Origin of the sequence: Streptomyces bohaiensis (assembly GCF_012033785.1) — a bacterium.
GTDB lineage: Bacteria > Actinomycetota > Actinomycetes > Streptomycetales > Streptomycetaceae > Streptomyces > Streptomyces bohaiensis.
Window position 1 is genome coordinate 16618 of sequence record NZ_JAAVJC010000016.1, and the last position, 13073, is coordinate 29690.

Below are 13073 nucleotides of genomic sequence, written 5' to 3' on the forward strand. Positions count from 1 at the left end.
GAGTTCGGTTACCGAGGGGGTGGCATGGCCGTCAAGGGGGTCGCACACGGACACGCGACAGCGGGGACGATCGCCGGGTTCGTCCTGCGCATCGCCCGGGAGAGCACAACCATCCGCACCCAGGCCGGCATGGCCGAAGCGATGGGTGTCGACCTTGCCACCTGGCAGGGTTGGGAGACCGGACGGCGGCCGCTCGTCAACGTCAAGGCGGGCGTACTTCTCGATGTACGACACCGGCTGCTCGCGTTGGGTGCTGACCCGCGTGTACTTCGCCGAATCGGCCCGGCGATGGACGCGGACCGCGTCATCACCGCGACCATCCACCCGGAGGCCGGCCGCCGTCATCCACTCGCGAACTGGGTCCACACGCGCGAGACGGCCCACATGATCGCCTGGGCGCTGAACGGGACCGCCCCTCCTGCTCTCGTCCGCCCCTCGGTGACAAGGCGCCGCGGACCGGTGGCCCAGGCCCCGCTCCTGCCGCCGCCCGTTCGGGGTGTGTTCTTCTCCCGTCTCCGGGAGACCGCCGAGTCCGCGATACAGGCCGGAGACGACGGACTGCTCCTTCACCGCCAGGCCCTTTACCTCTGCAGCTACGAGCGAACCTCCGCGGCGGTGTCGTGGATCCGGCGGCAGGCGCTGCACAGCAGCCGCAACCAGCTCCCCACGCCGGGTTGGAACCCTCGCTGGTCCACAGCACGCTCAACCGCCGCTGCCCTGGCACGACTCGGTGACCGCGAGCCACTGATGGAGTTCATCGACCGGAGCATTGCGGGCAACGAGTCAGCCGAACGTGCGAACCTCAACTACTGGGCCTACTGGTTCGGTGCCATCCGCGACGCGCAGCCGGGTGACCACTTCATGCGTCGCGAGGCAGTCGGCTGGGACCCCGTCCGCCTCCTGCACGGCCTGGCGAGCGGCCTGCACCAGGCTCCGGCCTACCGGGAGCTGTACGTCCACTCGCTGTGGGCGCTGCTGACCACCAACCGGTGGCTGCCACAGGCGGACCCTGCCCTGGCGGACGGCCTGGCAGCCCACGCGGCGCAGCTTCTCGATCGCGGCGGGATCTCCCGAAGAGCCAGGCGGGAGCTGAGTGCTGTGCATTACGTTCTAGGCGAGAACCGCGCGTGACACATCGGAGGGCACCTTCATGGCGGACACGGAGCAGGAGCAGGCAGCGGGGACCGCGGGCTTCCTGCTGGAGATGGGAATGCTCAAGCGCGCCAAGCGTTCCGGCTGGTGGATCGCCGGGGTGAAGGACCCCGAGACCATCGCCGAGCACAGCTTCCGGACCGCTCTCATCGGCTCCGTCCTCGCCATGATGGAAGGCGCCGACCCGGCCAGGACAGCCTTGCTGGGCCTCTGGCACGACACCCAGGAGACCCGCGTCGGCGACATCCCGCACATCGGTCGCCGCTACCTCGACGCCGCTGACAATCAGTCCGTCACCGCGGACCAGCTCGCCGACGCACATCCGGCCGTGCGCAGCGAGGCCCGGCGGATCGTCGACGACTACGAGAACGGCGATTCCCTCGAGGTCGCCTGCGCCCGCGACGCCGACAAGCTGGAGTGCCTCATCCAAGCCGTCGAGTACCGCGAACAAGGCTGCTCGAACGTCCAGCCGTGGATCGACAGCAGCATCGCCAAGCTCAGGACAGCTTCGGCACGGTCTCTCGCCGAAGCAGCTCTCACGATGAACTCGACGACATGGCAGCAGACCTACCTGCGCTGACACCCTGACGTACGGGCCCTGGGCGCGGCGGCTTCCTCCACGACCCGGGCGTAGACCGCGGGAATCAGGCAACGACCAGGCGAACGTTGGGCTCATCGATGCCCGGCTGCGGGCCGCATCAGCCAGGTCGACATTCACCTCCGGTGCGGTGACCTGGACGCAGCGGTCGCCGCCGGGCAGGGCATGTTGAGCGCGAGCCCGCTGCTGGCGTCGGTCCGGATGGTGGTGCAACTGGACGAAGTCCGCCGGCAGCTCGCGTCACGGGCGGGCCACCGGCCGGTGCGAGAGTACCTGGAGCGGTTCGACGAGTCACGAAGGCCGGGAATGCTGCTGCTGGCCGACATCATCCCGCCGCAGCCCCCGGGAGGTATCCCCGCATGAAGTCGAGCGCACCCTCGCCCGCCGACCCCGAAGCCTGGAACGCGTACCTGGCGGAGGGCAATGCCAGGCAGGCCCGCAAGCGGGTCTCCGCCGACGCGATCGTGCGCGACCCGGAGGGTCGCGTGCTGCTGGTGAAACCGACGTACAAGCCGGGGTGGGACCTGCCGGGCGGTATGGCGGAGGAGAACGAGGCCCCGGAGGACGCTGTGCGGCGGGAGCTGGCCGAGGAACTCGGGCTGGAGGTGTCGGCACGGCGTCTGCTGGTGGTGGACTGGGTGGCCCCGCACGGCCCGTGGGACGACCAGCTGGCGTTCATCTTCGACGGCGGCACGCTGGACGGGGTGCGGGTCGACCGGTTGCAGCCGCAGGAGGATGACGGAGAGGTGGCGGAGATCGCCTTCGTCCTTCCCGGCCAGGTGACCACCTGGTTGTCGGAACGGGCGGGGCCGCGGTGTGCGGCAGCGCTGGGGGGCTGGACTCGGGCGGCCCGGAGTATTTGCGGAACGGCCTACCGGTCGGTGGGGAAAAGAGGTCGGAACCCGGCGCGGCGGATGCCCGCCGGGAGTAGTCCGGTGGACACCGCACCGTGGGAACGTCATCGCCCCGGGCCGCTCCTGGTGTGTGAGGGCGGCCCGGGGTGACAGCGTGGCATCGAATCGAGTGCCCTCCCCCGCCCGTAGCCCGTCCGACAGCCCCTGGTCGACGACATGGCAGCAGACCCACCTGCGCTGACGCACAGGCGTACGGATCGCGGTCGCGGACCGGTGTGGGTTATCGGGCCCGGCGCAGCGCGAGGGTGAGGAATCCGAGGGTTCCCCGGTAGCCGCCGAGCCAGGCGTCGCGGTGCTCACGCGCGGTCGCGGCAGCTTCGGCGGCGGACGGGTGGTCGGGGTGGTCGAGCGCCCAGCGGGCCAGGGAGCCGGTCCACGACCACTCGTAGTCGTCCCACTCCTCGACGGTGCTGACGTGCCCGTACACCGGGACCCAGCCGCCGTCGGTGACGCGGCGGACCGTGCCGGGCAGGTCGTCGTAGGCGTCCGGGCCGCAGCCGAGTGCGTCCAGGGCTGCGCCCTCCGGTTCCCGTTCCCAGAACCCCTCCCCCACGACGACCGTGCCGCCGTCCGCCAGGTGGCCGTGAGCCGCCTCCAGTGCGGGCGGCAGACCGCCGAAGGCGTGGGTCGCGCCGACGCAGAGCACCGTGTCGGCAGGACGGTCGGAGACGTGCAGCGCGGCGTCCTCGCGGACCAGCCGCAACCGGTCCGCCACACCTTCTCGCTCGGCCGCGCGTCGGCCGACGGCGAGGCCGGGCTCGTCGAGGTCGACGCCGACCGCGGTGGCCCCGGGGCGCGCGGCCAGCGCTCGCCGCAGCCAGACGGCCTCCCCGCAGCCGAGGTCGAGCAGCCGCACGGTGCCGTCACGGGGGACGGTGCGGTCGAGCACCACCTCCACGGCGCGGTCCGACAACGGTGCTGCGACGGGGTGGTCTGCGTGGGTCACCGTGTGCCGGTGGTAGGCGTCCATCGGCGCATCGTCACACCGCCGCGGCCTCCCGCGCAGCTGATTTCCACGGAGTCCCGAGCCGCCGCCGTCCCGCCTGCTCCGTTCACGCCCCGTGATGTCACCCGCCGGTCGACGGGCCGAAGAGGAGCCGTGCGCTCGCGACCAGCTCGCACCCCCGGATCCCCAGGCCACCCGTCCCGCCACGCACCACCGACCCCAGCGCCACCCGGAGTTCCGGAGGTACTGAACGGGACACGGCGCGGCGGGTGGTCCGGGCCGGCGGGCCCAGGGGGCGGAGTGGTCGTCGGAGATTGTGGCCGAAGGGCAGCGGTGAGGCGGCCGCTCTCACGGGTGGGCCGGCGGCCGAACTCGCGCGGACGAGTCGTCGCAGAACGTCCGTCGTCCTCGACGCGCTGCCCCTTTGTGATCGTCGCGCGGTCCGGCGCGTGGTGGAACCACGGGATGTGAGGGGGCTTCTCTCAGCCGAACCCGACTGTTTTGTTTGGCTTTTGGGGTTCTGTGCGCGCGGCGTGTCGTCCCCGAAGGGGCCATCAGGCACCGGAAGCATGCGGCGGGAAGCGGCCGGGGACCCGGCCGGAGGCGACAGGAGGGTCAGGGATATGCGGAGCATGCGCGGAGCGGGCGTTCGGGCGACAGCGGTGGCGGCAGCGGCCGTGCTGGCCTTGTCGGCGTGCGGGAGCGACTCGGACGAGGAGAGCGCGGAGACCTCGGAGTCCGCTTCCCAGGACGACGCGGAAATAGAGCTCGCATCGCAGGGTTCCGACAGCGATGAGGAGTCCGAGTCCACCGGGCCCTCGCTGCTCGAGGACGTCACTGTGGAGGCGGGCGAGGACGCCGACATCGTGCGGCTGACGTTCGCGGACGGGGCACGCGAGCCGCTCGGCGACTACTTCGTGAACCCCATCTACCGGGGCGGCGACCGCGCCGACGAGACCCACGACGGAGTCGAGGGGCACTGGTACCTCAAGCTCCACATCCCGGGCCAGGACGGCACCGGGGACGAGGACGTGTACGAGGACATCACCTTCGACGGTGACCGAGTCGTCCACTACTACCCGGTCCTCCAGTTCGAGGGCATGCTGGAGGCCGTGATCGGCATCAACTCCGAGAACGGACTGATGCCCGAGTACGAGATCACCACCGAAGGGTCGGACCTCGTCATCGAGATCACCGACGGTGAGCACGACAGCTGACCCACGCTCACCGGTGCCGGTGCGCGCCAACCCGCTTGACTATCAGGGGTGTTGGCGCGCGCCGGCAGTTCCGGACAGCGAACGCGCGGGGTACGAGGACATCGGCCGCAGCCGGCCCCTTCCCGCCTCACGGTGATGATGCGCTCGGCAGCGTGACCTTGCTCCGCGCGGTCAGGACTTCGGCCGCGGTCAGCTCGCGAGGTCGCGGCGCTTCACGACCGCCACGAACGCGGACCAGGCCGCGTGCTCCACCAGCAGCACCGCGCCACCGGGCACCTTCGAGTCGCGCACGGGCACCACCGACGGCACCCCGTCGGCGACCTCCAGGCAGTTGCCGCCGTTGTCCCCGCTGAAGGTGGACGAGCGCCAGGCGGTGGCGGCGGGCAGGTGCACCTCGGTCATGTCAGGTCCTTCATTGCGGAGTCGAGCAGCGCGACCGACTCCTCGGGCGGCAACGCTGTGGCCTTGAGCAGATCATAGGCTCGCCGGGCTGTCCTCACAGCGTCGGATTCGGCAATGACATGACCGGCCGGAAACCCGTCGGCGTGCACGACGTCGGCGCCTTCGTCGAACGACAGAACGCTGTAGGGGTAGCCGACCGCCGGGTAGCTGGCGGTGCTGTCGGGGATGAACTGCACCACGTGGTGCGGGTTGGTCGCGATGCGGCGCAGCTGCTCGAACTGCGCTGCCATGACGGAGGGTTCGGCGATGCCTCGCCGCAGTACGCCCTCTTCGAGGATCAGCCAGAGACGAGGCGGTTCCTCCCTCGTCAGGATGCGCTGGCGCTCCATCCTCGCCGTGACCAGGTCGTCCAGGTTCGGTGGCCGCCTCCCCTGGAAGATCGCCCTCGCGTACCCCTCGGTCTGCACCAGCCCCGGCACCAGCACAGGGTGGTACTCACAGATCGCCGTGGCGGTCTGCTCCAGCCGGACGTAGGGGCGGAACCAGCTCGGGTAGGCGAACATCAGCACCAGTTCCCACAGCCGCACGAACCGCCCGTTGGCGTGCGGGAAGACCTCGTCGCAGGTCTCGGCGAACTCCCGCACCGCCACCCGGTCTCCCGACTCGATCTTCGCCACGAGTGAGTACCCGCAGTGCGCCCGGTTCCCCAACTGGGCACGCGTCATCCCCAGACGCTCGCGCTCCAACCTCACTTCGCGCCCGAACGCCCCCAGTGGCGACACACCGTCGTCCCTGGCATCCACCGCCGGCGACTCGATCTTCATGACGGCTCCCCCGCTCCCGCTCTCCATGGACAGCACCAGCTGTCCAACCCGGCTCCCTGGCGCACCACCGTGGCCACACGCAACCATCGAAGCACATGGAGTCACCAGGCGTTACCAGAACCGACAAAGAGCGTGATCTGCTGATGAAGCATCAGAAATGTCTCGCCGATTGCCCATTCGCGAACGACCCGACCGAGGTCGGCGCGGCAAGCCCGGCGGAGCCGCGTCACGACGACCGGGCAGCTCAGGCACCGACGCTCGCCGAGCTCGTCACCCGGAGCGCACTTCTCGCAGCCCAGATCGACGCTCACCTGTCACGACGGGAGCAGCGGTGAAGCCGACCTGGAACGGCAATCGGCCCCCGGTGCGACGAACGTCGCCGCTCGACGGGCCGGTGACCGAAGCGGACGTCCCTGTGGCCGCCGTTGGGCGAGTGCAGGGCTACTGGGCCGAGACGGTGGCCCGGTCGCCGGATGCCGGAAGCGAGTGGCACCTCGGGGGCTGGTGGGCGCCGGGCGCGTGGGGCGCGGTCAGCTGGATACGGCAGGACGGGCTGCGCCTCGCCCACGCGCTCGGGCCCGGCTGCGAGGCCGCCGCCGTGTTCCGCGACTGGGCCGCCGACACGGCCTACCTCCGCGTGCAGCTCGCGGCGCTGCTCGCCGGGCGGCCGGTCTCCGTCAACACCTGCGGACCGGACCGGATCTGCGCTGTCGGGCAGCACTCCGGCTCTCCCGGGGCCGGCACCGGGCGCGCGGTGGAAGTCCTCTACTCCGTTTCCGCCCGCCCTGTCCGCCGCCACCCCCGCGCGCTGCGGTTCCCCCGGCCGGGACACCCGGGCGCCCCGGATCCGACCCACTCGTCGTCGGTCTGACCGACCACCACCCCCGAGGAACCGCCGTGTTCGAAGACATCAGCTTCGCCAACTCCGACCGCGAGGCGGCCGAGGACGCCGCCCGCGAGCTGTTCAACCACGTCAAGGACCTCGGTGTCCGGCTGGACGACATCGATGTCCTCGACCCCTGCGACGGCTGCCGTCGCACCGGCTACCTGGTCCACCTCGGCAACCTCAGCACCGACGAGGTCGCCACCCTCAACGCCGCGCTGCGGTCCCGTGCCGCCGGTGCCGCGGGGCCGGACCACCCGCTCCGGTGACCCGCCGCGGCCTCATCCGGCGGCTGGGTGAGGCGTTCACCGGCGCCGGTGTCCTCCGCCTCGGCGAAGTGCGGTGCGCGGGGGCCGACTCACCGGCGGACGCGCACCACCGTGCTGTCGTGCTGCGGGGTCACGCTCCGGCGGAGTCGTCGCCGTCCGGGGTGCCGCCGGTCTCCGAGGTGAGGGTGCCGTGGGCAGGAGCCGGGTCACCGGCCGGTCGCCCGCTGCGTACCGCTCCCTGGGTCGCGCGGTCCGCACAGGTCGTCGAGCAGGTCGCGCCGCCGCTGGGCTGGCGGCGCCGCCAGCCAGGGGAGGAACGCGTCGTGCCAGGTGGCGGTGGCGTCGTCGACGACCTCGGTCAACCGGCGGCGGAGCCGGCCGCGCACGGCCATCAGCACCGGGGCGAGCAGCGGCCTGGCCGGGCCGCGGCCGTGCAGGGTCAGGGTGACCGCCACCTCCCAGCCCTCGCCGGCCGGAGTGCGGGTGTGCGTCGCCGCCAGGTCGATCCGCACCCGGCCGAGCGGATGGTCGGCGTGGGCCGTCACCGCGGTGGCGCCTTCCGCCCCGTACCAGGCGTCGATGTCGGCACGGAGGGTGCCGGTGACGCGCTTCAGGCCCAGCGGCCCGGGCCCGGTGGATGCGGTGGCCGCTCCCTCGGCGGTGACCAGCGCCGGATCGGCCGGGGTGGCGAGGCGTGCCTCGCCGGAGATCTCACCGGACGCCGCAGCCAGGGCGAGCCCGGCTCGGGTGTCCCAGCGGGTGAGGGTGACGTCGACGGTCTCGTCCCGCCGGGCGGGGCCGGCGGCCCGCTCGGCCGGGTCGGCGTCCTGGAAGCGGTAGGAGGCGCCGGGGCGGAGGTGGTCGCCGCTCCGAGGGGCGTCACGTCCGGGACAGGGCGGCCGTCCTCCGCGACGACGCGGCCGTCGACCACGCGGGTTCGCCCCAGGACATCGAGGAGTTGGGCGATCAGTGCGGTCAGCTCGGCGTGGGGCACCGCCCGGAGGGTGGTGGTGTGCCGCAGTCGTGCCATGGCGGAAGGATGGCACGCCGCCGCGCTGCGCCGCGGCCCCGGCCGGGTCGGCGTGCGGACGAGGGTGCCGGTCCGCCTGCCGGCGGATGTGGGGGCGGCGGGGTCGGGAAACTGGCCGGTAACCGCCGTGCGCGGGCGAGCGCTCGGACGGGCGGGCGCTCGGACGGGCGGGGCGTCGGTCCGGGTGCGGGACCGCGCCGATGACGTGCGATGTCCGGGCACCCGGGAGCGGGCAGTCCGGCGTGCGCGGCAGGGCCACCCGCGGCACGCCGGACGGCCCCGAACGCCGGACGGCCCCGGGCCGCCGCACGGGTGCGATGGTCCGGGGCCGTCGGAGGCGGTCCTGGGTCGTGCCGGGTGACCGGCGCGGCGTCAGAAGCGTTCGAGCTCCCAGAGGCGGAACTGCCCACCGGCGTCCCGCAGGTGCTGGAGGCCGGTGATCGAGCGGTCGGCGATGACGAAGGTGCGGTCCTGCCAGATCGGCACCACCACGGCCTCCTCCGCCGCCAGCATCTGGATCTCGCGGAACAGCTCGCCCGAGTTGCCGCGCTCCAGCTCGCTGCGGGTCTGCTGCATCAGCTCGGCCATCTCCTCGTGCTCCAGGCCGTGGGCCAGTGCGGAGTCGGAGCTGAGCAGCGCGTCGGTGTAGGTGTCCGGGTCGGTGAAGTCCGGGCGCCAGCCGATGAGGTAGGCGTCCAGTTCCTTCCGCCCCATGGCGCCGGGCAGCGAGCCGGGCGTCTCACCCTCCACCAGGGTGACGTCGAAGACGCCCTCCGCCTCCAGCTGCTGGACGACCAGCTCGGCCTCGGGCTCGTTGACGCTGGCGGCGAACCCGAGCGTGATCTTCACCGGCAGGCTGGTGCCGGAGGCCATCACGTCGTCGATAGCGTCGTCGATGCTCTCCTGCGAGTACAGGTCGTAGTACGGCGTGCCGTGACCGGTGACACCGACCGGGATCAGCGAGTAGGCCGGCTCCACGGTGTGCAGCCGCACGTCGCGGGCGATGGCGTCACGGTCGATCAGCATCGCGGCGAGCTTGCGGAGCTCCTTGTCGGCCAGCGGCGAGCCGCTGTCGATGGTGCTGACCAGGGCGCGGATGCTCAGACCGGTGGTCTCCGAGTAGCGGATGTCCAGGTCGTTGCGGTCGATGCGCTGGATGTCCTCCGGCTCCATCTTGCCGCCGTTGACGTCGATCTCCCCGCCCCGCCAGGCCTCTTCGAGGGCCTCGGAGGTGCCGTAGAACTTCAGGGTGACCGGGTAGTCGCTGACCTTGAGCGCGCCCTTGTAGTCCGGGTTCGGCTCCAGCACGGCCTGGCCGGTCGTGTCGGACTCCTCGTCGTAGTCGGAGAACTCCGTCATCCGGTACGGGCCGGACCCGACGGAAGCCTCGGTCGGCTCGTCCTCCGCGTACTCCTCGCGGTCGAGAATGGAGCCGACACCACCCGCGATCTTGAACGGGAACGTCACGTCCGGGTCGGACAGCTCGAAGATGACGTCCATGCCGTCGGCGCGGACCTTCTCGACGCCGCGGACCAGCTGGATCGGGCCGCTGAAGCGGAACTTGTCCTCTTCGGCGATGGAGTCGTCCTCCGCCTCCGCCTGCTGACGGTCGGCCATCACGTGGAAGCGCTCGACGGAGAAGACGACGTCCTCCGGCGTGACATCGCGCCCCGAGGTGAACTTCAGCCCTTCACGGAGGGTGCAGCGGTACACCTGGTAGGCGTTGTCCGTGAATCCGCAGCTCTCGGCCGCGTCCGGCACCGGCTCCTCGGAGCCGGTGCTGATCGTCAGCAACCCCTGGTAGATGTTGCTGTACAGGTCCCAGGCTCCGGACGAGTAGGTCGCCGCCGGGTCGAGACTGTCCACCCGGTCGGTGATACCGACCACAATCGGTTCCTTGGTGTCCCCACTGGACCGGAAGAGAAGCCACCCTCCCAGTGCTACGACTACCAGACCTACGGCAAGGGCTATGCCCATGCCTTTTTTGGCCCCCAACGCTCGCACTACGGTTGCCTCTCTTGCCTCGGACCTATGCGCGGGGGCCAGCCAATCACAGGGGGGTCACCCATGCACCAGCCGGGGGACAACGGACCGGCCACAACTCGCCCCGTGGTCAGTCGGCTACGGCCCCGGGGACGGGGACGCGGAACTCGACCTCGACACTGTGATCCTCGAGCCTCAACAGCAGCCGTTCCTCGCCGAGTTGAGGAGCGGAGGCGCAGAGCAGGTAGTCGGCCCTGCCCGGTGCCGTCACGCTGAAGACGCCGTCGGCCGCGCTGCGCGTCTTCGCCAGTTGCCGGCCGCCCTCACCCGGCACGGCGAGGGTGACCACCGCACGCGGCAGCAGCACGCCCAGGGAGTCCCGGACGACGCCGGTGATCACCAGCACCGGCGGCTCGGGCATCATCGCCGGCGGTTCGACCGCCTCGACCGGGCGAGGCTCCGACTCCGGCTCGCCGGGGGCACTCGCCTCCGGGTCCCGCCCATGAGGCGTCCTCCCCTCCGGGTCCCGCGCGCCCGGGGTGGCCCCGGCGGCTGCCGCGTCCGGCGCGCCGGAGGGGGTGCCCCCGCCCGCCACCGACGGGAACCCGTCCCCACCTGTCGCTGCCGCCGCTCCCGCGGTGCCCTGTGACAGGGAATCCGTCATGACCCCACACTCCCATCCACCCCGCCCGGCGAGCCCCGGCGCGGACCGTGGTCTCTTTCCCAGCGTTGCCGTGTCGTTATCGAAGGACACCAGATTCGCCCGAATAGTTGACCGACAGGCGACGGGAAGTCGAGATCTTTGCACTCCGACGGCGGCGTCCGGTGCGTGCCGGCCCGGTGCGCACCGGGCCCGAAACCGTCCGGAGCTGCGCGAATCCCCCATCGCGGGACGCGTCTCGCGGCCCCTGTGAGGTCCCGCGGGGCTCGGGAATCGGGTCACGCGGTCGGGCGTGTCAACCCCGCCTCCCGAAGTCGGCCACCGACCGCGCACCGCGGCCGCATCCGCCGGCCCCGCCCGGGCAGCGCCGCATCCGCCGGCACGCCACTCGCCGTCCGACGGACCGTGCCCCCGGAAGCGGCGCGTTCCGGGGGCACGGGGCGGGCGGCGGGGCCGCCTCGGCGGTCAGGCGCGGGCGAGCGTCAGCACCGTGATGTCGGGCTCGGCACCCACGCGGACCGGCGGGCCCCAGGTGCCCGCCCCGCGGGTGACGAAGAGCTGGGAGTCGCCGTACCGCTCGAGCCCCGCGAGGGTCGGGTTGACCCGGGCGGCGACGAGCGGGAACGGCCAGACCTGGCCGCCGTGGGTGTGGCCGGAGAGCACCAGGTCCACATCGTGGTCGACCGCGGTGTGGATGAGCTCGGGCTGGTGCGCGAGGACGACGACGGGGCGCTGCGGGTCACGGCCGTCGAGCGCCTTGGCGAAGTCGGGCCCTTCGAGGCCCCCGCGCTCCTCGGCGGCGATGTCGTTGACCCCGGCGATGTCGAAACCGGCCTCCAGCTCGACGCGGCTGTTCGCGAGCGAGGTCATGCCGAGGCGCTGGACGTGCTCCACCCAGGGGGTGGCGCCCACGTAGTACTCGTGGTTGCCGGTGACGAAGAAGACACCGTCGCGGGCGCGCAGGTCGGCGAGCGGTTCCGCCGCGTGCCGCAGGTCGGGCACGGTGGCGTCGACCAGGTCGCCGACTATCGCCACCGCGTCGGTGTCGGTGGCGTTGACCGCGGCGACGACCCGCTCGCAGAAGGAGCGGCCCAGCGTCGTGCTCAGGTGCATGTCGCCGACGACGGTGATCCGGTAGCCCTCGGCCGCGGCGGGCAGACCGGTCAGCCGGACCGTGACGTGGTTGGTGGCCAGCTGCCGGGCCGCCCAGATGCCGTAGCCGGTGGTGGAGACCGCCGCGGCGGTGGCCCCGATCGCCACGGCGCGGGCGACGAACATCCGGCGGCTGACCGCGGCGCGCTCCGCCGGGGTCTTCTCCCCGTCCGCGCCCGAACCGTCGGGGGCGTCGGCCGAGGCGGAGCGGGCAGCGCCCGCGTCGCCGGGGCCGTCCGCCGGGCTGTCGCCGCGGGTGGCACCGGCGGTCGCGCCCTCGGCAGCGACGGTGGCGTGCTCGCGGGACCCGGCGTCGGCGGAGTCGGCGGCGTCTGTCGCGGCGGCGTCGCCCGTGCCGGGGCGGTCACCGGCGGCTTCCCCGTCGCCCCCGGCGGCGCGGCGCGCGAGCCAGCGGCGCAGCAACGGGCTGACCAGCTCACCCACGAGCAGGGCCATCACCAGGTACAGCAGGACGACGAGCCAGACGTACCCGGGCCAGGCGAGTACCTGGCGCAGTGCGAACGGCGCCTCGACGGCGTCACCGACACGGGAGACGACCACGGCCGTCGGGAGCAGTACCAGCAGGGTCGTGCCGACCGTGCGCCACAGGCTGCCGCGTTCCGACACGTCCCGCACCAGCCGGCGCCACAGGTACCAGTGGACCACCGCGATGAGCGACAGGATCACGGCGAAGAACACGACCATCACGAACTACCCCTTTGCTGACCGGCGCTGTCGCCGCTCTCACGACGAAGGACGCGCAGGCTGCGGAAACCGATGACACCGATGGCGGTACCAAGCAGAAACGACACGACGGTGAGAGTGAGGTGCACCCAGAAGTACCCTGTGGGGTCCCCGTCGGCATCGAACGCGAGGCCGCTGCCGTCCCGGTAGAGGTTGCGCAGGAAACTGATCCAGATGAACCAGCTCCACACGCCGAAGGCGAGCAGGAACCAGGACGGACCGCGGCCGAGCTTCACAGGTGGTCTCCGTAGCGGGGAGGGCAGACGGGGCTGCCGTTGCCCGTCCAGTATCACCGGAG

The 13073-nt window shown here is 72.0% G+C and carries 16 protein-coding genes; 7 read left to right on the top strand and 9 right to left on the bottom strand.

What is annotated here, in order from left to right:
* The first annotated feature begins 24 nt into the window (after nucleotides 1-24).
* From HCN52_RS04010 to HCN52_RS04025, 4 genes are all read left to right on the top strand, one after another.
* Nucleotides 25-1131, top strand: a complete 1107-nt coding sequence (locus HCN52_RS04010; protein ID WP_168086957.1) for a helix-turn-helix domain-containing protein — start codon at nucleotides 25-27, stop codon at nucleotides 1129-1131.
* A gap of 19 nt (nucleotides 1132-1150) precedes the next feature.
* Complete coding sequence (locus tag HCN52_RS04015) at nucleotides 1151-1732, top strand: HD domain-containing protein (protein WP_168086958.1); 582 nt, start codon at nucleotides 1151-1153, stop codon at nucleotides 1730-1732.
* Nucleotides 1733-1915: 183 nt separating this feature from the next.
* Entirely contained in the window at nucleotides 1916-2113 is a 198-nt protein-coding gene (locus HCN52_RS04020; protein ID WP_168086959.1) for a hypothetical protein, read from the top strand.
* On the top strand, nucleotides 2110-2754 hold the full coding sequence (locus HCN52_RS04025) for an NUDIX domain-containing protein (RefSeq protein ID WP_168086960.1): 645 nt from the start codon (nucleotides 2110-2112) through the stop codon (nucleotides 2752-2754). Before HCN52_RS04020 ends, HCN52_RS04025 begins: the two co-directional genes overlap by 4 nt.
* A 130-nt stretch (nucleotides 2755-2884) precedes the next feature.
* Here HCN52_RS04025 and HCN52_RS04030 read toward each other — a convergent pair whose 3' ends face one another.
* On the bottom strand, nucleotides 2885-3634 hold the full coding sequence (locus HCN52_RS04030) for an SAM-dependent methyltransferase (protein ID WP_168086961.1): 750 nt from the start codon (nucleotides 3632-3634) through the stop codon (nucleotides 2885-2887).
* 599 nt (nucleotides 3635-4233) lie between these two features.
* On the opposite strand from HCN52_RS04030, the gene HCN52_RS04035 reads away from it, so the two are divergent.
* Entirely contained in the window at nucleotides 4234-4827 is a 594-nt protein-coding gene (locus tag HCN52_RS04035) for a hypothetical protein (RefSeq protein WP_168086962.1), read from the top strand.
* 189 nt (nucleotides 4828-5016) lie between these two features.
* Here the strand turns inward: HCN52_RS04035 and HCN52_RS04040 are convergent, their stop codons facing one another.
* From HCN52_RS04040 to HCN52_RS04050, 3 genes are all read right to left on the bottom strand, one after another.
* The gene (locus HCN52_RS04040) at nucleotides 5017-5229 is read right to left on the bottom strand and encodes a DUF397 domain-containing protein (protein WP_168086963.1); all 213 of its coding nucleotides are present in this window, start codon (nucleotides 5227-5229) and stop codon (nucleotides 5017-5019) included.
* Nucleotides 5226-6053 (bottom strand): helix-turn-helix domain-containing protein, encoded by an 828-nt coding sequence (locus tag HCN52_RS04045; protein WP_168086964.1) that lies wholly within the window; start codon nucleotides 6051-6053, stop codon nucleotides 5226-5228. Before HCN52_RS04045 ends, HCN52_RS04040 begins: the two co-directional genes overlap by 4 nt.
* A gap of 101 nt (nucleotides 6054-6154) precedes the next feature.
* Nucleotides 6155-6364, bottom strand: a complete 210-nt coding sequence (locus HCN52_RS04050; protein ID WP_168086965.1) for a hypothetical protein — start codon at nucleotides 6362-6364, stop codon at nucleotides 6155-6157.
* Nucleotides 6365-6486: 122 nt separating this feature from the next.
* Here HCN52_RS04050 and HCN52_RS04055 point away from each other — a divergent pair, with 122 nt between their 5' ends.
* Both HCN52_RS04055 and HCN52_RS04060 read left to right on the top strand, forming a co-directional pair.
* On the top strand, nucleotides 6487-6924 hold the full coding sequence (locus HCN52_RS04055) for a hypothetical protein (protein ID WP_168086966.1): 438 nt from the start codon (nucleotides 6487-6489) through the stop codon (nucleotides 6922-6924).
* 26 nt (nucleotides 6925-6950) lie between these two features.
* A complete protein-coding gene (locus HCN52_RS04060; protein ID WP_168086967.1) occupies nucleotides 6951-7205 on the top strand; it encodes a hypothetical protein in 255 nt (84 codons plus the stop codon).
* A 206-nt stretch (nucleotides 7206-7411) separates the two neighbouring features.
* Here HCN52_RS04060 and HCN52_RS04065 read toward each other — a convergent pair whose 3' ends face one another.
* The 5 genes from HCN52_RS04065 to HCN52_RS25180 all read right to left on the bottom strand — a co-directional run bounded on the left by HCN52_RS04065 (nucleotide 7412) and on the right by HCN52_RS25180 (nucleotide 13011).
* Complete coding sequence (locus tag HCN52_RS04065) at nucleotides 7412-8251, bottom strand: hypothetical protein (protein WP_168086968.1); 840 nt, start codon at nucleotides 8249-8251, stop codon at nucleotides 7412-7414.
* Between the two features lie 356 nt (nucleotides 8252-8607).
* Complete coding sequence (locus HCN52_RS04070) at nucleotides 8608-10122, bottom strand: ABC transporter substrate-binding protein (protein ID WP_168086969.1); 1515 nt, start codon at nucleotides 10120-10122, stop codon at nucleotides 8608-8610.
* Between the two features lie 226 nt (nucleotides 10123-10348).
* Entirely contained in the window at nucleotides 10349-10882 is a 534-nt protein-coding gene (locus HCN52_RS04075; RefSeq protein WP_168086970.1) for a carboxypeptidase-like regulatory domain-containing protein, read from the bottom strand.
* A 462-nt stretch (nucleotides 10883-11344) separates the two neighbouring features.
* On the bottom strand, nucleotides 11345-12736 hold the full coding sequence (locus HCN52_RS04080; protein WP_168086977.1) for a metallophosphoesterase: 1392 nt from the start codon (nucleotides 12734-12736) through the stop codon (nucleotides 11345-11347).
* On the bottom strand, nucleotides 12736-13011 hold the full coding sequence (locus tag HCN52_RS25180; RefSeq protein ID WP_167934306.1) for an SCO4848 family membrane protein: 276 nt from the start codon (nucleotides 13009-13011) through the stop codon (nucleotides 12736-12738). The genes HCN52_RS04080 and HCN52_RS25180 overlap by 1 nt, the downstream gene beginning before the upstream one ends.
* Between the last annotated feature and the right edge of the window lie 62 nt (nucleotides 13012-13073).